Source organism: Exilibacterium tricleocarpae, assembly GCF_007004655.1.
In the GTDB taxonomy this organism is placed as follows: Bacteria; Pseudomonadota; Gammaproteobacteria; order Pseudomonadales; family Cellvibrionaceae; genus Exilibacterium; species Exilibacterium tricleocarpae.
On sequence record NZ_ML660089.1, the window covers coordinates 143942 to 165918 of the forward strand.

The 21977-nt window shown below is 45.9% G+C and carries 20 protein-coding genes; 19 read left to right on the top strand and 1 reads right to left on the bottom strand.

The genetic code is table 11. The features are described from left to right. Positions 1-32 precede the first annotated feature (32 nt). Together FKG94_RS05180 and FKG94_RS05185 are read left to right on the top strand one after the other, a co-directional pair. On the top strand, positions 33-437 hold the full coding sequence (locus FKG94_RS05180; RefSeq protein WP_142903139.1) for a hypothetical protein: 405 nt from the start codon (positions 33-35) through the stop codon (positions 435-437). A gap of 15 nt (positions 438-452) precedes the next feature. Beyond that, positions 453-875, top strand: coding sequence for a hypothetical protein (locus FKG94_RS05185; RefSeq protein WP_142903140.1), 423 nt, complete (start codon positions 453-455; stop codon positions 873-875). 304 nt (positions 876-1179) lie between these two features. On the opposite strand, the gene FKG94_RS05190 is transcribed toward FKG94_RS05185, so the two are convergent. Beyond that, complete coding sequence (locus tag FKG94_RS05190) at positions 1180-1770, bottom strand: hypothetical protein (RefSeq protein WP_142903141.1); 591 nt, start codon at positions 1768-1770, stop codon at positions 1180-1182. Positions 1771-2286: 516 nt separating this feature from the next. Between FKG94_RS05190 and FKG94_RS05195 the strand changes: the two genes are divergently transcribed. The 17 genes from FKG94_RS05195 to FKG94_RS05275 all read left to right on the top strand — a co-directional run bounded on the left by FKG94_RS05195 (position 2287) and on the right by FKG94_RS05275 (position 21973). Next, the gene (locus FKG94_RS05195; RefSeq protein WP_142903142.1) at positions 2287-2505 is read left to right on the top strand and encodes a hypothetical protein; all 219 of its coding nucleotides are present in this window, start codon (positions 2287-2289) and stop codon (positions 2503-2505) included. A gap of 141 nt (positions 2506-2646) precedes the next feature. Continuing rightward, positions 2647-4443 (top strand): lysozyme family protein, encoded by a 1797-nt coding sequence (locus tag FKG94_RS05200; RefSeq protein ID WP_142903143.1) that lies wholly within the window; start codon positions 2647-2649, stop codon positions 4441-4443. An 84-nt stretch (positions 4444-4527) separates the two neighbouring features. Next, positions 4528-4893 carry an EscI/YscI/HrpB family type III secretion system inner rod protein gene (locus FKG94_RS05205; RefSeq protein WP_142903144.1) on the top strand — a complete coding sequence of 122 codons (366 nt, stop codon included), beginning with the start codon at positions 4528-4530 and terminating at the stop codon, positions 4891-4893. Positions 4894-4904: 11 nt separating this feature from the next. After that, positions 4905-5720 (top strand): type III secretion system inner membrane ring lipoprotein SctJ, encoded by an 816-nt coding sequence (sctJ, locus tag FKG94_RS05210; protein ID WP_142903145.1) that lies wholly within the window; start codon positions 4905-4907, stop codon positions 5718-5720. 42 nt (positions 5721-5762) lie between these two features. Continuing rightward, complete coding sequence (locus FKG94_RS05215; protein WP_142903146.1) at positions 5763-6467, top strand: hypothetical protein; 705 nt, start codon at positions 5763-5765, stop codon at positions 6465-6467. Between the two features lie 69 nt (positions 6468-6536). Next, positions 6537-7124, top strand: coding sequence for an HrpE/YscL family type III secretion apparatus protein (locus FKG94_RS05220; RefSeq protein WP_142903147.1), 588 nt, complete (start codon positions 6537-6539; stop codon positions 7122-7124). A gap of 147 nt (positions 7125-7271) precedes the next feature. After that, the gene (locus tag FKG94_RS05225) at positions 7272-7487 is read left to right on the top strand and encodes a hypothetical protein (protein ID WP_142903148.1); all 216 of its coding nucleotides are present in this window, start codon (positions 7272-7274) and stop codon (positions 7485-7487) included. 32 nt (positions 7488-7519) lie between these two features. Then, the gene (locus FKG94_RS05230) at positions 7520-7924 is read left to right on the top strand and encodes a hypothetical protein (RefSeq protein WP_142903149.1); all 405 of its coding nucleotides are present in this window, start codon (positions 7520-7522) and stop codon (positions 7922-7924) included. A gap of 46 nt (positions 7925-7970) precedes the next feature. Then, positions 7971-9983, top strand: coding sequence for a type III secretion system outer membrane ring subunit SctC (gene sctC, locus FKG94_RS05235; RefSeq protein WP_142903150.1), 2013 nt, complete (start codon positions 7971-7973; stop codon positions 9981-9983). Positions 9984-10285: 302 nt separating this feature from the next. Next, complete coding sequence (locus FKG94_RS05240; RefSeq protein WP_142903151.1) at positions 10286-10618, top strand: hypothetical protein; 333 nt, start codon at positions 10286-10288, stop codon at positions 10616-10618. 54 nt (positions 10619-10672) lie between these two features. Beyond that, positions 10673-11857 carry a flagellin lysine-N-methylase gene (gene fliB / locus FKG94_RS05245; RefSeq protein WP_142903152.1) on the top strand — a complete coding sequence of 395 codons (1185 nt, stop codon included), beginning with the start codon at positions 10673-10675 and terminating at the stop codon, positions 11855-11857. A 1856-nt stretch (positions 11858-13713) separates the two neighbouring features. Further along, positions 13714-14532: a response regulator transcription factor gene (locus FKG94_RS05250; RefSeq protein ID WP_142903153.1), complete on the top strand. Its 819-nt coding sequence runs from the start codon at positions 13714-13716 to the stop codon at positions 14530-14532. A 767-nt stretch (positions 14533-15299) separates the two neighbouring features. Further along, positions 15300-15851 carry an RNA polymerase sigma factor gene (locus FKG94_RS05255; RefSeq protein WP_142903154.1) on the top strand — a complete coding sequence of 184 codons (552 nt, stop codon included), beginning with the start codon at positions 15300-15302 and terminating at the stop codon, positions 15849-15851. A gap of 600 nt (positions 15852-16451) precedes the next feature. Beyond that, positions 16452-17507 (top strand): HrpJ domain-containing protein, encoded by a 1056-nt coding sequence (locus FKG94_RS05260; RefSeq protein WP_179957496.1) that lies wholly within the window; start codon positions 16452-16454, stop codon positions 17505-17507. 43 nt (positions 17508-17550) lie between these two features. Further along, positions 17551-19635: a type III secretion system export apparatus subunit SctV gene (gene sctV / locus FKG94_RS05265; RefSeq protein WP_142903156.1), complete on the top strand. Its 2085-nt coding sequence runs from the start codon at positions 17551-17553 to the stop codon at positions 19633-19635. Positions 19636-19659: 24 nt separating this feature from the next. Next, positions 19660-20577, top strand: a complete 918-nt coding sequence (locus FKG94_RS05270) for an FHA domain-containing protein (RefSeq protein ID WP_142903157.1) — start codon at positions 19660-19662, stop codon at positions 20575-20577. Beyond that, positions 20558-21973, top strand: a complete 1416-nt coding sequence (locus FKG94_RS05275) for a FliI/YscN family ATPase (RefSeq protein WP_142903158.1) — start codon at positions 20558-20560, stop codon at positions 21971-21973. Before FKG94_RS05270 ends, FKG94_RS05275 begins: the two co-directional genes overlap by 20 nt. Positions 21974-21977 lie beyond the last annotated feature (4 nt).

Consider the following 21977-nt stretch of genomic DNA (forward strand, 5'->3'; position numbering starts at 1 on the left):
CCTCATGATCCGTTGAAAAAAGAATACCAATTATGATAGCAAAAACCGACTTTCATAATATGACGGGTGTTTCCAGTGCGCTGAGAAGCCATCAGGTCAGCCCAACCGATTCGGTGCACAATCAGATTGATGTGACGGCGGCTAAGGGAATGTTTTCCGGTGCTGTTCTGTTGCCATCGGTGCTTCAAGAGTTGGAGAATAGACAGCCCCCCAAACAGCCTCATACAGCTGTGCAAACCCACGGTGACACTACGGGCCGCTTTCGTAATATGCAGGAATCTTTCAGCAGTACCAATCAGTCAGTGAGAAAGGAGACACCTGATGCCGGAGGCGTTCTTTTAGGCAAGGGGAGAGAATTCAAGAGCTGTGGTTCTGCAGATATTCCGGATTCGGTGACCGTGAACACTCACACCCGAAAATCATCAATCAACTTATAGGTTGGTTTAACTGATATGGAAGACGAAGAGTACTACGATGAGCCCTCACCTGAGGCAAGCGAATCTGTTGAGGACCTGGTTGATAGGGCTGCCGAAACGAAAAAAAAGCAAGATATTGATAAGCTGTTTGCCGGTCTCGCTGCAAGTGAGTTATATCTGAAGATGGCCCCGGAAGACCATGAAAAAATTGCCGTTGTAAAGGTCAATGAAAGCCTCACCGCGTTCGTGCTTTATACGTCGCAGGAAGACGAGCGACTCACCACGACCTATGGTGCAACGGTTTGGGAGAGTGCGCTGGAGATGCTTTTGCACCTGGAGGCCGTCGGAGCGATATTGATCCAGTCATCCTCGACAGATGCTTATGTCTGTGTCACTAAGGAAAAAGCACGCGCTTTGTTGCTGGTGTCCCAACGCAAAACCCTGTCTGTTACGTATTGACCAGAAGACTTCCGGCTCAATCGCCACCGCCGTAGCTAGACTTCCCAACGCGAAATAGTTTTTTCACCGCTCCTCCTTACCCTACCAGGGAGGACAGGCCAGAGTGCGGTATAACCGGATGCCTGTTCTGCTGAAAATTTGATGTGGGAGCTTAAGCAGATCACCGAATGAGAGAGCGCCGGCGGGGTGAGACAGCACCGCCGCCGGTGCTATAGATGAATCAGGTACCGGCAACAGGGGCCAGCCTCAAGCATTTGCCCTTGCCGACTGCAACCCGGGAGACATGGGAACCAGTGGGCGGCGCCTAAAACTCATCCCTGGCCCGGGTCTCGGTGGTCTCTGCGACCTGTGGTCGCTCAGCAGCACCTTCTTGCACTTGTTCCTGTTCTTTCGCCTGTCGATGTTGCTGCACAGCGTTAAAAGCGGTGGCGCCTGCCGTTGTTCCTGCGTGCGCGATCTGCGGTGCAATGTAGGCCATAGATTGATCTCGTGTCATACCGGCAGCCATGTTCCCTTTGAACGAGCTGCGAATGCCCATGACACTCGATGCGGTTGATACGGCGGCCGCTGCATTCGGGTGGTTTTCAGACAAAGCCACTGACCCCACGCCCAGGGCACTATGCACTGCGATGTCTTGTACAAGGCTGCGCGTAGCTGGATTACTGAGCTGTTGTGACAAACCTTGTAAGGTGGGAATCTTGTTGGCTGGTGTTGATTGTACTTTCTTCGCCTGTGGGCTGTTGCTCGAAGGGTTGGCCAACTGACGCGCTTTTTGTGCGTTTTGTGCACTAGCCGAACTTCGACCAGATGCTTGAGCAGTTTTACCTCCGGACCTGATTGCCGTGGTGGCGGCTCTTGCCAGTGTTGCTCCTGCTGCTACTATAGGGCCAGGCATTATACTGTCTCCGTAGTTCAAATTAAAATTGATATATCATCTTCACAAGGTATGTGATGATTCGCATACCTTACTGCCTTACCGGTGGTAGATGCCCCTTACAGTTTCCGTATAATCGTCCGCCGACATCTTAGCTTACCCAATTTCCGCTTCCATTCAACTGCCAATTTCCTATTTGGTTTTCAGACAGGATTGCTTTCGAGGTTGCGGCTTCGGGACCGGATTAATACTTCCTGATTCCTCAGAGGTGGTGTCGCTGAAGAGTCGCTAGTGTAGATCTTCCTTTTTAACCGGCGTCTATAGCTCAATTGGCGGCCGTTACCAAAAAGTTCCAAGTTATGCTTTATCTTACCAGGTGCATAACTTCTCTGTAGAGCACTGGAGGAGCAACCGATTCGGAATGAACCAATCTTACCTTGTTGCCACTTAAGCGGAAGAGAAAGAACGTTATAGAAAATAATTTCTGTAAAATATTTCTCAATAAGATTAATTGGCAAATATATTTGGAGACAAAATATGATTGGTTTTGGTTCTGGACTTAGTTACTTGCAGAGCGCTGGCTCCCTACTTGAGAGCGATCAAGTTAAAGCTGCCTCTGAAAAGTGGGAGCAAGAGGTTGATCGGGCTACTGTAGAGAAAACTGAAGAGTTGGGTAAAAATCAGGTGAAAAAGCTGGAGCGTGAAGCTGAAGCGGATGGTCTCAAGAAGGCTGCTCAGTTTACTATAGATTTTTAACGACACCACTAAAAAATAGAAGTGGTTTGGCTGGCACTTTAAGTCATAGTAGGCCCTCCTGATTTGGATGCTAGGGCTTAAAGTGTCTTCCATTTTCGGGCTAAACCATATTTACTATAACTACCTGTTAGGTAAACCATTATGTTGGACAAAATACTTGGTGGGGGGGCTAGTTTCGCTCTTTTCGGTTTTTCTGCCAACAACAACCCGTGTTGCAAGCCGCAAAATGATGTAAAGAGCGATTCGCCCGTTGTTAATGCGTTTGATAAGCTATTGAACGAAAAGACTTGGGAGTTGAGGCAGGACTTTCGTGAAAATGGGTGTGGTGGAAACGACAAAGAACAGTCATCTTACCAAAATTGCTTTCTTCCAAAAATCAACGGTGACGGTGCCCTTTTAAACCCGAGCAAAGAAAAAGAAGTGTTTATGGTAGCAGGTTTCATGGATGATATGAATGAAAAATTCCCTGGCACCTTTGCTCCACCCGGCGGTGAAGGCGGTTCATGGAAAGATAAAGTGTATAACATGATGAAAGACGATGCATCCGGTCAGACGCCTCTCTTAGACAACAAAGACTTCAAGGAGTTTGAAAAAGCTGCCAACATAATGTCTCGCCAAAACAGCAATGACGTTGACAAAGCCTGCTGCCCGTCTGGAAGCGACGATGGCGATAAAGTTAAGGGTGGAGGGGTCTTGCAGTTATTGGAAAAGTTGGTCGATATGCTCGAGCAGGCAATAGGAAAAACTGGCGGTGCTGAAGGAGCTGGCGGTGCTGAAGGCGCTGACGGTGCTGATGGAGGCAAGTCGGGTGGCGCGATGTCCAGCATTATTGAAATGTTGGAGAAGCTTCTGCAGGAAATGAAGCAGGAAAGTCCCATTGACCGTTTGATGGAGAAAATCAAGGAGGCGATTGAAAGTGCTGGTGCTAATGGCGCTGAAGGAGCCGGCTCCGGGAATCAATTGATTGAAATCCTTAAAATGCTTATAGAGCTTATCGGCCAAGCGCAAGGCGGTGGTGTTGGTGATAATAATGCGGACAGTGGTGCGGGCGGTAGTGCGGGTGGTAGCGCGCTTAATCCGGAAAAAATGAATAACGCGCTGGTTCAGACCGGGCACGGTGATGCCTACGCTAATCCATCAGAGCGGGAGACGCTGGAAAAAGTTGGCGCCTTCATGGATAAAAACACTGAGGTTTTCGGTAAACCCGAGAATGGTGGTTCTTGGGCGGATGCTATGCAGGGCGGAAAAAATGTTAGTGAAGGGGATAATGGCAGCATCCAGGATGCAATGAAAATGATGCAGTTACTAATGGGTTTTCTGAACTTGCTGCGTGGTGAAAACAACGGTGGTAGTGGTGAGGGGGCCGGTGGGCCGGATAATGTACAGGCTCTGAAACAACCTGGCAACCCGGCGCCGGTGGGAGAACCTGATACACGCGGGGCTCGCGAGAGTACACCAGAGGCAACAGGGGCGGGGGATGGTGGAAGCACCGTTGACGCCGGAAAGGCACCCAAAGGCATGCCACAGGACAAGTGGGAGCTCTGTGTCGATGCCGGTAAAGAGACTGACGTCGATCCCTATGTTCTAGCCGCGCAAATGGAGAGGGAAAGTCGCTTCGGTGACGCTTTGAAAGGAACCGGTGATAGTGTAGGTGACGGTCTGATGCAGGTTGAACCCAGTACGCGCGAAGCCTATATGGGGCAATTTGCCGAGAAGTTTGGTAAGGAGTATGACCACTCCAGTGAGGACGATCAGGTAAAAATGGGCGCTCTGATACTTTCAACTAAGGAAGGGGACATGGCCACCAAGCTGCAGAAATACAATGGTGGTGATAACTGGACGCCTGGTGCCGTAGATTCGTATGCGCGTGAAACTGACCCGATTGGTTATGCGAAAGAGGTTATGGCGCGGGCTGACGAGATGCGCTCAGGATCGTGAAACTGTGAGTCTTGGTGGCCGCCGGCTGGCGGCCACTGACTTTCCACCGAGAACCTTGTCGTTTAAGAAGAGAGTACTAATACTATGAGCAGCAAAATCAGTGTTTACGATCAGTCCATACAGACCGCTGACGCTCCAGCTTTTCAACAGGAGTTGATGCCGCCCCGCGAGGAGGACGTCAGGTGGTTTAGTGAAGCCATTAATGAAGTAGGTAATGAAAGCAATATCGGAGATCGAGTGGTTAGTCACCTGCAGAAGTCTGCAGATGATTTAAAGGAAAAGCGCGAGAGTCTGGATGAACAATTTAAGAATGCCAGCAAAGGAAGCAGTTATTTCGATATAGCCAATACCTCACGGCTGGCATCTGATTATGGTTTTCAAACGGCGTTGATGGCAAAAGTTATCAGCAAAAGCACGCAGTCCATAGAGAAGTTAACTAACTTACAGTAGTGGAATCTAAGATGCGAAATAGTCAAAAAGGGCTGCTGAAGGCGACGCTGTTTCTGTTTTTTCTGCTTATCTCAGGCTGTAAAACAGTTGTCGACCTACATACCGAGCTGAATGAAAAGGACGCCAACGAGGTCGTCGCAGCTTTGTTGAGCAAGGGTATCGGCGCTAAAAAAGTTCGACGTAAGGAAGGGCTTGCGGTGCTGATTGACGAAGCGGATATGGCGCGTGCGGTGAATCTATTGAGTGCGCAGGCGTTGCCGCGCAGGCACAAGACAAGTATGGGAGAGATTTTTAAGAAAGAAGGCGTTATTTCGACGCCGCTGGAAGAGCGAGCACGATATATCTATGCACTATCTCAGGAACTGGAGCTTACGCTAAACGAAATGGACGGTGTTATCGCCGCCCGTGTTCACGTTGTGCTGCCCGAACGTATCGCTCCAGGCGAACCTATCAATCCATCGTCGGCGGCTGTATTTATCAAGCATGAAGAAAGCTACGATGTCGATATCTATACGGCTCGAATCAAGCAACTGATCGCCAGTAGTATTCCTGGGTTGGTCACAAATGAAGCAGACAAAATTGCCATTGTATACTCAGTCTCAGAAAAGAAAGTAATAGAAACTGAATGGACTATGCTTGGTCCATACAAGATGGAAGTTTCTTCGGCGGAGCGGTTGAGTGGTACGATGAAATTGTCGTTGTTGCTGATTCCGGTAATGTTTTTGCTTTATATTCTGATACCGAACGAAAAACCGAGGCGCTGGTTTTTTTCAAAAATTGGTGCTAACGCTATTGGCGGTCGAAGAAAGCCGGCAATGTCTTCATGAGCCAAATCATCTATAAACAGGTCTGCAACAGAAAGTGCGATTATGATACAGCAAGATGATTGGTTAAATTTTTGGTTTAAACCCCAGTTGTTTATTCACCAAAGCTGGTATGGTGAACTTGATGAGCGGCTGTTGAACCAAAATACCAGCGCTTTGGCCTGGAACTGGTCTTATGACTACATCTGCGACTGTTATGGTTTGCCGAAAGAGTACGTAGCGCTAGAGGACGATATCGCGAGTAAGATCCTACTGGGTATGCTGGAGAATAGGGACACTACTATGGATCTGGCAGAAAAAATGGCGAGTGGTGTGGTGAATGAAAAATCCATGTCGGTGGATATCCGTCGCAGAATCTTACAAAGAAATCGAGCGCTTTCTCTAAAAAAGCGTTTTTTTGATGTTTGTACAGGTTTAGAGAAAGGACAATTCGGTCTCTGTTTTTTACATCTTACAATGAGTTTTTCAGCTCCGGATTTATGGAAGCGGGTCCGCTTGCTGTTTTTACGCGAGACTGTGGAATTTATCGAGTCGACGGTTAAGCAGATGTCCTGCTTGGAGGCTAATGGGAAAGCGGCTAAACGCGCTTGGGTGGAAATACTTAATATGAAAGATGAGCTTGAACCAAATTTTTCTATCACTCACAGAGATGAAAAAGTGTCCGATAGCGGTGTCGAAGCTGCGAATGACGAGGCTCAAGTAGGGGAAAAAGAAGTACTTGATCGAGCACCTCGGGCAGCTATGGGTTAACCCCGTAATTGTCTTTGAATCTGTGTAGGTGGCGCGGGTAGTTGGCTACTTTAATCCAGGAAAAACACCATGCTTAGCGATAAGAAGATTTCCTTAGGCGAGTTTGTTGAAAGTGTTTCTGTGTTACCATCAATTCTTAAAAATGAAGACCGGGAAATTGTCAGCTCTTATGAAGACTATATTTTAAGGAAAACCATAGAAGCTGACGTAATCATTGAAGAAGCCCATAAAATGTCGAAGACTATTGCAAGGGAAACGCGAGAAGAGGCTGAAAAGGAGTTCTGGAAGCAGGTGCAGGCGTTTTACAGCGAATTGGAAGCTATCAAAGCCGCCATTATCGACGATGTTGAGCAGCAATGCTGTGATGTAGTAGAGGCATGCCTTAAAAAGCTGCTGGACACCGTGCCAAGTAAAGAAGTAGTCGGTAAAATGGTTAACGAGCTACTTGCGGGTAACTTTAGTGAAGAGTTAGCCACGATCTATGTCCACCCTGATCAATTGGAATCTGCAGCGTCGATATCTGATGTGATGTCAGTACCCGTAAAGAGCGATGAATGCCTGGAAATTGACAGTGCTTTGCTAAAAATAGGGAAAAATCAGTATAGGTCCTCGTTCAAGGGTAAGTTGTCTTTATTGCTGCGTGCCATGCAGTTATAAAAAACATATTGAATAAGCGATCGATTCAAAAATATTCATCGTTTGAAGCCTTTTTTTGCTCTCTGTATTGACAACTTATTTAAACTTTTTCCCCAGGAAAACCACTATCCCAGGTAGTTAATCAACTAATGTTTGGAGGTGAGAACGATGTCAAGTAGTAGTTTTTCATATTTACAAAACCGCATTCGCCACTTGGATCACCTTAAAGAAGATCTTAAGGAAAACGGCAATTTCGTGAACATCGACGATGTGTGGGCATATAAAGACCTCTCTACAGAAGGCAAAGCCATCAAAGAAGTTATCAAACAGGATTTTAACCTTGATCATAATATGAAAAAGAGAATTATCGATAGCTTCCAGTAGATACTAATTCCTTATAGGTGAGGCAAGCTATTATGGCGGGTTATGAAGAGCTTTCACGAGGTATAGCAGCCATCAGCAATGGCGAGGAGTTGGAAATAACAAGAGTGATAGACGGGCATGAAATCAGTCTGCGTGGTATGCCACACGGCTATTATCTCTGTGGAAAAATTCCCGTCGAATGGGATGGCTCAGAGCAGGATCTGCAACACCACTTGCGTATCTCTATGAGTTGCTTCAATAGTTTTGACGCCAGCCTCGCTGTGGCGCCTGATAAAACACTCTATGTAAGCCAATATCTTACAAAACCACGAAGTGCGGATGATCTTTTACTCGATATTGAGGCTGTCGCAAATCTCGTTGAAATCTGGATCGAGATGAGTAAGAAATATAGCCCTCATGAAGGTAACACACAGGCCTCGAAATTAGCGTCATTATAATGCAGACACTAAGGCTGTAACTCTCCATTTATTGTGCTGGGTAAAAATGAATAACTCAAAATTATTATTGTGCACGGGTGAGGGTAGAAAAAAGCCACTAAGGAAAGTGGGTATTTCTACCGTTTTTATCATCTTAGTCCTGGCGGGGTTTTCCACCTCAGCAGGAACACCGGAATTTTGGACGAAAAGTGGCTTTTCCTTTAAAGGCCAGGATACACCGCTGATCGAATTGCTCCAGGAATTTGCTCTAAGTTATGGTGTTGAGCTATTAGTATCGCCCGGTGTTAGCGGCTATGTTGATGGATGGCATCGTTCTGATGCGGGTGATGAATTTCTCAGCCAGTTGGGTTTGAAGTACCAGTTTCAATGGTTTGTCTTTAAGGGAAAATTATATATATCTCCTCTGAGCGATTCAGTTGTCAAGCGTGTAAAAGTGGATAGAAAGTCTTTGATCAGCGTCGAAGAGGCACTGAAAGGGGTTGATCTTCTTGACAAAAGGTTTGGTTGGGGACAGTTAAAAGATGAGGGAGTCGTATTGGTGAGTGGACCTTCAAAGTACGTTGAGTTTGTCACCAACCTGATTGGAGAGAAGGAAGATGCTAAGAACGAGAAGGAGGTCATGGTGTTTCCCCTAAAGCATGCTTCGGTTGTCGACCGCGAGATAGATTTGAGGGATAAAAAGCTGGTTATTCCCGGTGCCGCCACTATTCTCAAGAAATTGCTGGAAGGGCGTAATGCCGATGCGCTTTCCATGTCGTCCAGTAAGCCTCTCGACGATGCAGACAGCGTAGTGGATCTACAAAAGGAGTCCTATACGAAAGGTGGTGGAAAGATAGAGGTAGAGGGCGATGTGCGTACAAACTCGATAGTCATTCGCGATGTTAGAAAGAAAAGGGATTTTTATAGAAAGATGATAAGAAAAATAGATGTCGAAAAGAAGCTGATTGAAATAGAAGCCATTATCGTCGATATCGATCGTCAGGATTTGCAGGAATTTGGCGTCGACTGGCAGGCCTTCGACGTCGATGGCTATAACATAAACTTAATGAATAGCCTAATACAGCTCAATCAATCTGTAAGTGGTGCCGCCACTATCGAGATTTCCGATACGGGAAGCTTTCAGGCAATGCTACAGGCTCTGGAAAGCAAGGGGAGTGTTTCGATAATGGCCAACACTTCTATATTGACAATGGAAAATCAACCCGCGGTTTTTGATTTGAGCGAGACCCAGTTTATTCAAACAGTAGGTGAGCGTGTCGTAGACGTAGAGCAGGTTACGGCCGGTACCTTACTACACGTAATTCCACGCAATATTGGTGAAAACGTGGAAAGTCAGATTCAACTCTCTATCGATATTGAAGACGGGCAGGTGGTAAGAAATAGAGAAGAGGATTTACCCCGTATAAAAAAGATCTCTATCAACACATCTGCAGTGGTGGATGAAGGGCGTTCACTTGTCGTCGGTGGTTATAATATTCAACAAGACACTCGCTATAAAAATAAGGTGCCAATATTAGGCGATATACCCGCTTTGGGTAAGCTTTTTTCCTCTAAACAAAAAATAGCCTCTAAGAAAGAGAGACTATTCATTATTACTCCCCGTATCTCTTCTCTGGCCGATATCGCTGCATTGGATTCGCCGGCGACATACGGTGAGTCATTAAAAAAGGTTTCTAACGGAAAAAATCGGACTGTTGCAGAAAAAATCAGGAAGGTATTTCGAGGACTCGCGTTGGAGAAGATAACGACCGGCTATGAAATGAAGAACATGGAGGTGGGGAGAAACCCTATAACCTGCAACATTGAAGGGGTGGAGGCCGATGTGGAAAGCTTACAATACATAGTCGGTGAAGGTCTGGAAATATTTGTATCAACTTTGGAAAATACCACTGAAGACTTTATCAATCTGGATGAAGAGCTGTGTAGCGACAACCGTGTGCTGGCGGTAAGTTTCTGGCCACGTATAAGGTTATCCCCGGCAGAAAAAACAGAAATTTATGTGGCTAAGTTCCTGAATGGAAAGAATAAGAGCTTTAGACCATCTTTATTGGCCAACTGATCGAGCGCACTTATCATCACGTTAGAGTAGAGAGATAGAGATATGAAAACGATAATTTTTCTTAAATTGGCATTGACTTTTATCGGTCTGGTTTTCTTGCCCGGTTGCGTCAATACAGGGGTGCAATTGGAAAGTGGTACTATGCGCATTTGGTTGTCACCGGCTCATCGGTCGAGCACTAATGTCAATACTGACGGCCATTTTTATGTAAGGGTGAAATCTAATTGACGAATGAGATGTCAAACCTGGCTTAGAGAAACTTCCTTACACTAATCGAAAACTCAATGTTATAGAATGCAAAAATGAACTTCAATCTTGAAAAAATATCAGCTGCTATAGAGAGTTCACGAAAATCGGGTCCGGTATATTGCGAGATAGATTCGCGTATGAAATGTGAAATTTTCTTTATCGAGAGTAAACTCCGGTTTATTTTGTGCCTTTACCGCGCATCGCAAAAACATGGGCAGTTAGGGCGTATCCTACAAAAACGACATACATTCCCTGACCAGTATGCCAGTCTGAAAATAGGGACGGACCCCCAGATGAACCTCTATGCCGGAAAAACCATAGTGTTTGTGGCACCACGCCAGGTGGAAACAGAGATAGAGAAAACGTGTGAATTTTTAACGCAGTGACGATCAAAAAACTCGCGGTCCGCGAACAATACTTCTCGGAGGAACAGTTGTCTTATGCAGACAATGGAGGATAAGCACTACAACTATGCAGCCCAATTTCAATGTATCGCCGATAGATGTGAAGACTCCTGTTGCAATGGTTGGGACATCTGTGTCGACGAGGCAACGCACGAGAAATACAGGGAACACGCGCCAAAGCTGCTTGATTACGTAGAAATTAAAACTGACGGGCCGGCAATGAGGCAAGTGGAGGGCACGAAAACCTGCGGTCAACTGCGGGAGGGATTGTGCCGTATACATTCAGACTACGGAGAGAGCTACCTGCCCGACACCTGCTCCATGTATCCTAAACGAGCCGTGCGCATTGGTGAATCTCTGTTGGTTGGCGCTACCTCTTCGTGTCCGGAAATCGCAAGGCTTATCCTGTCTGTTGACTCTCCGTTTACGTTGGTAGAAAAAAGTCTGTTGCGCAGGCCCTCTGTAATTCCAGGTTGGATCACCGGCTCCGAGATGGAAAACTACGCCATGTCGATTATGGCGCGGTTTATGGAAGAAACACAGAGATCAGATATCAGCGCTGAGCAGGCATTAGTGCAAGTGATTCATGTCTGCACGATGTTGGATCGTGAACATAAGGATAATTGGGCACAACAGATCGGCCGTTTTTTCTTACAAGCTGAGAATATAGAGAACAGGCGTCTAAAAAGTGCTGGTAATACTAACAAGGCACTTCTGCCGAGTGGTCAAATAATGCAAACAATGTATCTTTTAGGTAACTTTAAATCGGTGCGTTCACTACAGTTCCTCGCCAGCCTTCAAAAAGCTTTTGTGAAAGATGATGAAAGGGAGGATTCTCCCTATATTCTCCGACCTGGCTTGTTAGAGGCCTTTGACAGTAATATCGAGGCACAAGATGTCATCGATGAGACTCTGAAGCGTTACCTTGGCGCTGAAATCATCCGGCGTGTTTTTCCCTTTGGCAATGAGAGGGGAAACAAAAAACAGACAGTCTATGAAAAGGTAGTGCCACTGGCGGTCTATTTTTGCTTTTTGAAGATTGCGCTATTGGCCCATATCGATAAGGAGGGTAATCCACCTGAGTTGGAAAAAAGGGCTACCATCCTTCAGATTTTATCAAAGGCGCTAAATCATCTGCCCTGTGATGTCGCGGGGTTTCTCAAGGGAAAAGGTCTGTCAGATAGTAATCTGCTTCAGGTAATGATTTATAAGACCGCCTAGAGTCAGTTCGAATGATAGTTCTTGAGTGACAGTTTTTGAGCTACAGTTTATAAACTGTAGTACGATCAAATGCCTCTCATAATGTACTTTAGTACAAGTTTGTTGACAGCTCCGGGTACCTACCCCCTGCTTAACCCTAGTCACCTGGTTAGCGGCGCGGCCAACTGGCCAGGTCATTGGCCAATGTCGGAGGACTTTGAGTGACGGCCAAATCTTCAATCTATAATAAGCGCTAAATTCAGCTCTCTCCCGACTGGTTCATCCCGGTAAATGCCATCCATAAGGTAAAAGTAGGCTTTATAAGACATGAATAATGTCGTTACGAGGAGAACAGGAAATTCAAATGACAAATTCTCGGGATATCCGCAAAAAATCAATAGATAATATATAAGTTATATATTATCTATACTATATAAGATACTATTATAAAATTCTGAACTTATAACGCACCTGCTGTTCTTTGAAGTCCAAGTTTGTACTTGAGTTGTATGCGCAAGCCGGGATACTAAATCTTCAGCAGAAAAATGTAACGCTCAAAAGCGTTTAGGCAACTAACGGCGTCTTAAGTATTTCGACGTTGGTAAATAAATTGCTTGCTTTACCCTGGTGCACTATCGGCTTTCTAATCGATGTATTGTTCAACTAATTGTTCCGGGCCCCTGGCGGTTACGGTACTTACGCAGATCTCCTTGGCCCTAGACCCGGTCTTCTCCCAAGGTGAACAAATTACATAGTGGCAGTCACGCCTTCAGTTCTGCGCTTAACAACGCGGCGTAGTCAGCCACGTTCAATGTTGTATGTTATTTCCTTCTCTCTAATCCAGCGGGCGCAGAATTTCCCTTGTTGTTTGCGATTTTTTTCTGTTGTTTTTTCTATTGAACTCTACTTTCATAATGACTTTGTGATTCATCTATCCTTTTTAAACTTTTCTTTGAAATTTAGCTTTATTATTACCATATATTTATTGCTCGTTTGAACTTGGTTGGTAAAATAGCCCCTGAATATGACGGGGCAGTCAAAATATGAAGTAGGACTTTACAGGAGTAAAGCTATTTGTCGGTCCGGAGTCTAGTTAACGACGCGATTGTTATCAAATGCAATTGCTTCGTTCAACCCTTCTTTTATACATAGAGCTTTCAAGGTGATTTCATGGCTTATAGCTATAGTGTGCCATTGTCGAGTTATTCACGTTTTTACACCTGGCAATCTCAAAATAACACCCAAAGTTACAATGATGATTTAGGTGATACCGTTTCATCGGGTTCCCTAAATATGTTTTTTGCGACAATTGTTCCCTGTATGGTGCGTTGGGTCCTGTAGCCTCTGTTCGGTACATTATTTAATGAGCCATGTCATGCACGCCGTTAAACGATTTAGACCCCAGTTCGGGTTTAAAAAATTTGCCCGGGTTATCTGTAACAAGATCAGTGGCAAGCAGGCCAGCACGGTATCTTTCGCGTTCTTAATGGCGACTGGCGGAATAATTATAATTCGTAATTGAGCAAGTATTGAGACAAGGCTAAATTAGTAGAACCGAATATAATCTAAAAGCCGACCCGGCTCTTGATATTTGCTATAAAAATTTGAAGCTAGTGAGCTGGAACCATCCGGTTCCAAGATTGGGGGAAATCAAAATTACCTGAAGAGGGTTTACCACGAGCCTTAAGATATTTGGTATTGCCCAAAGGCTTTTTGTAAGCGCTTACCTGGCGTTCTCACATCAAGCCAGTGGGCCGAAGTCGACTGGTACACAGGTATATATGACCTCGATAAAACCAAAAATTAAAGATCAGCTTGATTATTGCATCGGAAGGAAAGCACAGAGATGAAATTTTTCCGTTACATAGGGGGTTTACATGAATTACCGTCATCAAGACGCTGCGCCGAGATTTAGAGTTGTACCGCCGGACGTTTTCGAGGATTTTGAACATAACCCAATCAAGGTTGTTTTACTTGCTGACCATCCGATATCTACTGCGGGCATTCGCAGTTTCACAAGTCAGGAAAAATGGATCAATATCATTGGCGAGGCAAGCGATGCAGATCAAGCGGAAGCGATATTGGCAAAGGAAGATGTCGACCTGATCATCGTGGATATTATGAACTCCGACACAGGTGGCCCAGAATTTATAACGTGGATTAGAAAATCCCATGCTCGGGTGAAGACAATACTGTTATCATCCTGCGGGGACATACCGTTTGTCTTGCGAGTGCTAAAATCCGGTGCTAACGGTTTTCTGTTGGACAATATCAGTGAACAAGACTTTATAACAACTGTAAAACATGTAATGAAGAACAAGAATGTTTACGATCCTGAGATTATTTCAAAGCTTGTCTCTTTGGCGACTCGTCAAAGTGCGGTAGAACAGAAATCTATATTTACAAAACGAGAAAAGGAGACCTTAAGACTGGTCTCCAAGGGGTTAACAAATAAAGATATCGGCGAGCGTTTGCATATTAGTTCCCGTACGGTGCAAGGCAATCTCAGCCGCATTTACACTAAGCTCGATGTGAATACGCGCACCGAGGCAGTAATCAAAGCCATTAAAATGGGCTTGCTGATGGAGCCAGGCAAAACCGCCTCCCTAAATCAGCTTAGCAGCCGTGAAGTAACCGAAAAACAAATTTACAAAGAGTTTTTGGAAGATAAAGAGGTATACAAGCCTTCACTTTGAATTTTGCATGAATAGCCGCCGACAGTACCAATTTTTTGATCTTTGTGACTTAACAAAAAGTCCTGTGAAGAAATAGTTTCAAAAAGCAGAAACCAGAGGCCTAGTGGGTCGCGGTAACACCGTACTACAGCGAATAAAGACGCTTTTCTACTGCCTTTTTGAAAGGTTTTTGTGTTAACCATTTTGAGCCATTTCCTCACAGATCGTTTTGCGGCCTCTGGAAGTCTGGGCTCATTCAAGGTGGGTCGGTCAATTGACAATTCTTTACTAAAGTAATGGAAGTAGGCGCCTAAAGCGAGTGTTATTAGAGCCCAATCGATAACCATATCATAGACAAATGAAGTATGGTTTTCTCCAGTAAAAAATGGCGCTATCTTCTCAGATAGTCCCGCGGGAGAAGCCCAAACTCATCACCGCAGCCGCCGGCTAACGCCAAGAGTCCAGGTCTGTTCTACCATTCTGTTCGCGTTCATAACACCAAATTCCATTCGATATCGCTGTGATCAAGCTGGTCATATAGCCCGCTGCGAGTAGGCCATATGGCCTATAGGTAGCACGCGCTATATTGCCGTTAGGCGCGCCTATCTGACCGGGCGTATGCCGGCGCCTAATAGGCAAAAAAGTAGCGCAGATTGCCTCAAAAAATATGTGGAGATGGCGCTTATGGTGAATAGCTGGCCGGTGTAAATTTCATCCTGTGCCTGGTGAGTCCGGTAACACTCCATGGCAAACAGAATTGAACACAAAATCATCATGAGGCGAATATCATGTCAATTGAATTGAAAAATGAAGCTGCATTTCCAGAGAGAGAAATCGATATCGAGAAAATCACATTAGAGCATGGAAAATGCCTGAAGCAGTTTATCTATCGAAAACTTTGGGACAAACAAAATGCAGACGATGTTTTTCAGACCGTCATTCTCGAAGCAATGAAAAGCATTCACACTTTTAAAGCCGAGTGCCACCCCAAATACTGGTTAATGGGTATCGCGAATAATGTCATTAAAAACATCGCCCGAAAGCAAAACGTGGTTTTTTGTGCAATCGAGGACGATAACAAAAGGGAAGCGGTTGACGAGGCATACCACGACAGTGTGGAGGATCCGGCATTGATTTGTGAGCGAGAGGAATTTTTGGATTCTATTGTTGATGCGTTTTCAAAACTTCCGGCAGAAATGAAAGATGTCATGAATGAAGTTGTCAATAACGGTAAAAGCTACGCAGAAGCAGCGGAAAAGTTTGACATCCCTATTGGCACGGTACGGTCACGGGTCTCGCGTGCTCGCAATATTATACGCAATCGTGTGAATCTATCTTGAGTGGGTTACACCAAACGCCATTTGTTTATGCTTTACCGCGTCGGGTTTTATTGCTCCGGTGGTAGAACTATAAGCAACGTTTTACCACTTATATGTATCCGTGCAGTGTTTGAGGTGCTGTTGTTTGCGACGAATAGCCTCGCTGTCGTCTTGCTCAATTCTGACCCCGGTAACAGGTGAGCTGGATTGTTATCAGCCCATCTGTTACCGGTGAAGCTTCTTTTAAAATCGCCAAGGGCCCGAAGGCAGGTAAGACCTAAGCGTATGCGAGGGATAGGGCCACGGAACTACCGGCTTATTCAGGTTCGTCCACAGGCTGCATGTATGTCATATAAATTAGTGGGCTGGAACCACTGGTTTGCCAGTATTGATGGGAAGGTTGGAGTTGTTACGCAGATGAACTTTTAAGAGGCTGCCTCCACTCTTTTTACATTCCACATTATTCAACTTCGGTTTTACAGCATGTCTACGGTTAATATAGGCTCATCTCAATTTTTAAATCATAGGCTGAGCAGCGAGTACTCTCGGTTACGCCACGATTTTTTAAGCGATCTGGCTAATAAGGCTGACCCATCCCCCAGCACTAAGACATCGAATCTTGTGACAGTTTTTGCCGCGCCCGGTTCTTCAAGTGCCGACTTCGAAGAAATGACTTTTATGCTGCAGAAAACGATGGAAAGAAAGATGAAATCGCTATCCCGACGAAGAATTTCGACCACAGATGATATCGAGTTGTGGGGAGCGAAAGGGGATGCGAGACAACGAGTCTCCGATATTGAGAAGTTGCGCAGTATCTATGAGCAGTTGGACAATACCTATAACCTTACCCATTTGGATAATCATGCCAAACATCTTTATGGGTTGGCTTCAAGGGGCGAAGATTTTTCCTTTAATGACAGTTCTCTGCCCGCCGGGAGCTACATCCAGCTCAAAGAAGCGGAAAATATTGCAGTTAGCAAGAGCGACAAGAAGGCAGAGGAAGTTATTAAGGCCAAGCTGGCTGAACTGGATGAAGACGAAAGCTTTAGCCGAAAGATCGATGCAGGTTTAAACACTGCTGTTATATTCAAGGATGCCTATAGCGATAGCGCAGACCGAAGTCGGATGCGGACCTTTTACTACAACAACATTCTTGATACAACCAATGCCGCGGCACTGATGCAGGCGCTGGTCGAGCAATTTGGCGAAAAAGCCCTGGATACAAACCTGGATAGCCTTGTGAAAGCGGTACTGGCCGATATGAGTGCGGATAAGTCCTCCTCGGGTTTTAAGCATCTTGCGACACAGTTGAAAGACCTCAATCGCATTCAATCCGTTCGGTCAGTCGTTAACGATTCCGGTGACTTCATCGCCAGGATGAAAAAGCACGATATTATTCCCAATGAAAAAGTAAAAGAACCTTTGGATTTGGCAAAAGATATTTTGGTTCTATCAACCGGATCAATATTTTCGAACGATCTCGACAGAATCGCCAAAGAGTATGCGGGGGAAGACCCCGACAACCAATTGACTTTCATGAACGCATTTCATCCATTCCTGAAAAATCTCCCGGAAGGCATCTGGCCTAACGGCGAGGGTCGGCTGACCGGCTTACAGACGATATTAGTGCATTTACAAAATGAAACGGCGAAAGTACACAAAGCTCAGATACGGTAGTTGTTACTGTGCATCTCTGCAAAGACGTTAAGAGTCAATACAAATGAATAAGATGACAAGTGCCTTAACAAAGACATCATTGAGCATTAACGGACACGCCGAAATTATCGCTGCGTTTGCCGTGGTCGGCATCGTTTTTATGATGATTCTGCCGCTGCCGAATACCGTTATTGATGGTCTGATCGCCCTGAATATCTGCCTGTCTTTTCTGCTGGTGATGCTGTCGATGTATTTTCCGAGCCCGTTGTACTTTTCAACGTTCCCCGCTGTTTTGCTCTTCACAACACTGTTTCGTCTGGCGCTCTCCATCTCAACGACACGAATGATTCTGCTGGAGGCCGATGCAGGCAATATTGTGACTGCATTTGGTAATTTTGTCGTGGGGGGGAATCTCGCCGTTGGTGTCGTTATTTTTCTGATACTTACTATCGTTCAGTTTCTCGTTATTACCAAAGGATCGGAACGGGTAGCGGAGGTGTCTGCGAGATTCACTCTGGATGCTATGCCAGGTAAACAAATGTCTATCGATAGTGATCTTCGCGCAGGGTTGCTATCAGCGGTTGAAGCGAAGAAAAAGCGTAATGACTTGGCGAAAACCAACCAACTGTTTGGCGCAATGGATGGTGCCATGAAGTTTGTAAAAGGTGATGCAATCGCCGGTATCGTCATCGTGTTAGTCAATCTTATCGGCGGTGCATCAATCGGTGTCTCACAGCACGGTTTATCGCCCGGCGAATCTATGCAGCTCTATTCGATCCTGACCATTGGTGACGGTCTTGTCGCCCAGATACCGGCGCTGCTCATTTCACTGACTGCAGGTATGATTATTACCCGGGTGACGAATGAAGACGATGAGGATGCGAACGTCGGTCGAGATATCGCGGCGCAACTAACGAGCCAGCCGAAGGCCTGGGTGATTGCGGGTTTGGTGATGTTTGGTTTCTCTATGGTGCCGGGAATGCCGACGAAAACGTTTATCGCCTTTTCCCTAGCAACTTTTTCTATCGGTTTCTACAGTATATTGACCCGGCGCCGAAATTCGCGCACCGGCATATCGGCTGAGCAGGAAACTGTGGCGAGAGAAAGCAAATTGTATTCAGAAGATATTCGTTCATTCTCGATGACCCGTGATTACCTGTTGCTTCTGAATTCGAAGAGTAAAGACAGTCAATTGTCCAATGAGTTAATAAAGATCGTCCGGAAAACACGCAACGAAATCGTGATTAACTATGGTTTCACCCTGCCTAATATCATGATTGATTACGTTGATGATTTGGATCCGGATGAGTATCGCTTTTGTGTATCGGAAATACCCGTTGTGAAAGGCTTGATGAGTGAGGAATTGATCTGCATACAAGTTAAAGATGATCTATTTGAAACGCTTGATATCCAGGCTAGATACCGCAACGTTGATGCTAATGGCGTGCCGCTGATCTGGGTCGATGCAAAATACCGTGAGATGTTAACTGATAGAAGTATTTATGCCGCTGATTATCTCACCGCTGCACAGATAAATATTAGGCAGGTTTTCCAAAAAACCGGCCCTCGGTTTATCGGTGTACAAGAGACACAGAAGCTCATAGGCTGGTTGCAAAAAGAGCTGCCTGAGCTTGCTAAAGAGCTGGAACGTGTTGTGTCAATCTCCATGCTGTCTGAAATACTGCAGCGCCTGGCCGCAGAGGGAGTTTCGATTCGCTGCTTTAGGGTAATAGCAGAGACACTGGTTGAGCATGCCCAGGCAGAACGTGATCCCGGCACGCTCACGGACCTGGTCCGTATTGCACTGAAAAACCAAATATGTCATGAGTTTTCCAAAAACGAAACACTCAATGCGTTACTTTTCACTCCGCAGACTGAAGATATGTTGCGAAATTCGATAAGGCAAACTACACGCGGAGGATTTTTTGCACTTGATCCCGATACAACAAAAAGCTTACTCAACGATTTTGAGAGAATACAGGAAGCCAGCCTGAAGGAGGGCGATAGACCGATTATACTGGCAGCGGCGGATATTCGCCGTTATGTCTGGGAATTAATCAAGGATGAAAAGTTTTCACTGCCGGTTCTCTCTTATTCCGAAGTGACAACGAGCTTTCGTGTTAAACCCATTGAGATTATCAATTTATAGCCAGGTTATAGCCACAGGTGCCATATGTTAGAAATACGTATACTAAATGGTTTACATCAAGGCGCAGCGCTGACGCTGGATGCGGAGAGAATTACCCTTGGTTCTTCCCTCGAGGCGGATATCGAGCTGATAGATCCCGGTATTGAGAAAAAGCATTGTACGATAGAGTTCCTGGAAGATAGGGAGACCTGGTATATAAATGCTTTGGAAGGTGATATCACTGCCGGGGGTGAAAACAAGCGTGTCAATGTTATCGAAGTTAACCGGGGATTAGTACTCAAGGTGGGCCCCGTGTATGTCGGTTTCTTCGCGCCTGAGGACTCATGGGACATCGATCTATACAGCCGAGCACAAGTCGTACCGATAGGCAGCAAGCCCCGGAAATCAATATTAAACGACTTTAAAGCCTATATTGGGGCTTCAGCTATCATCGGTAGTTTGTTGACCTATGCGATTGCCGACGAAGGTAAAGATGCTCAGGAGCAAAAGCTTCAAGCATTAAGCGGTGATACAACAGCGCAATCGCAACAGCTCTTATCCGGGCATCTACAGCAAGTGGACATGGCCATCGATGTTGAAAGCCAGCTTAAACATATGCTCAGGCAGCGCAGCCTACACAGAAAAGTAAGTGTTTCCCAAGCGGGTAATCGTTGGGATCTTACAGGCAGCTTATCGGTCGACGAACTTGACACAGTTTCGAGAATGGTATTGCGCTTTAAAGCCAGCTACCCGGATGTTGAGCTGGTCGATTCGACCAAGCCGATAGCCCAGGCTTTGCCATTTGAAATCCGCAGTGTTTCTTCCGGTTTGCACGCGCATGTTTTGACCACCAATGGTGAGCGAGTTTACGAGGGGGACACTATTCATGGGTTTTTGCTGAAGAAGATTGAGAAGGACAAAATTCTGTTTTCTGGAGAGAGTGATGTTGAACTTCTCTGGTAGCCAAAAAGACCATACGGAAATTAGAGCTCTGGTGCACGCTAAGGTTTGTCGATGGCGCGATCAAAGTATAAAGCGTATCGCTGCTACACCGGTTTTAGAGCAGACTGGGAGGGTGAAAGAAGTGGTTGGCACACTTGTCGAAGGCCACCTGTTTGGCGCCAAAATCGGTGATATGTGTGTCCTTTACAACGGTGAACACTATCATGAAAACGATGAAGATAATGTGTTGGCCGAAGTGGTTGGATTTACCAGTGACAATGTTTTGCTTTCTGCTCTGGGGTCGTTGGATGGTGTTTCCGAGAGAACGAATATACGCGCTTTGCAAACGCCGCATAAAATTACAGTATCTACCGATCTCTTTGGCCAGGTGCTCGATGGTTTCGGTCGCTCTATTAATGGCGTGAAACAAGGTGCTTTCGACCTGGAGAAAATGTCGGTTGATGCTAAAGACGCGGTACCGGTAATGACGGAAGCTCTGGAGCCAACTGAAAAGCCGCGAATCGAGAAACCTTTGCCTACGGGAGTAAGAGTCATTGATGCCATGCTGACGATGGGAGAGGGACAGCGCATTGGATTATTTGCCGGTGCGGGTTGTGGCAAGACGACATTGTTGATGTCGATAGCCCGCGGTGCTGAGGTTGATGCTGTAGTTATCGGGTTGATTGGCGAGCGAGGGCGGGAGCTGCGTGAATTCCTCGATCACGAACTTGACGAACAAATTCTCAAAAGGACGGTTCTCGTATGCGCTACCTCCGATAAAAGCTCCATGGAACGTTCGCGTGCTACGTTTACAGCGACCGCTATCGCCGAAGGTTTTCGTGATAAAGGGTTAAAAGTGCTGCTTCTGATCGATTCCCTGACACGGTTTGCCCGTGCACAGCGGGAAATTGGTCTGGCCGCCGGCGAGCCCCCGGCAAAAGGGGGATTTCCGCCATCCACATATACCATGCTCCCGAAGATTATCGAACGTGCGGGAAATTCCAACAAAGGCTCTATTACAGCCCTTTATACCGTGCTTATTGAGGGTGATTCCATGAGTGATCCGATCGCGGACGAATCACGTTCACTACTTGATGGGCATATTATTTTGTCACGGAAGCTCGGGGAGAGCGGCCACTACCCGGCTGTCGATGTCACGGCGAGTTTAAGTCGTACTATGGTCAATGTTGTCGATAAACAGCATATGGCCAGCGCAGGCAAGGTACGGAAATACTTATCGATCTATAAAGAGCTGGAACTTTTGATTCGCCTGGGAGAATACAAACAAGGTGAGGATGCTAATTCGGATATTGCTGTAAACCTAAACCCGCAGATTAACGAGTTTTTAAAACAAGGAACACAGGATGTCACTCCGATGCAAGAGGCCGTTGACAGGCTGGGCCAGATCGTCAACTAGATAG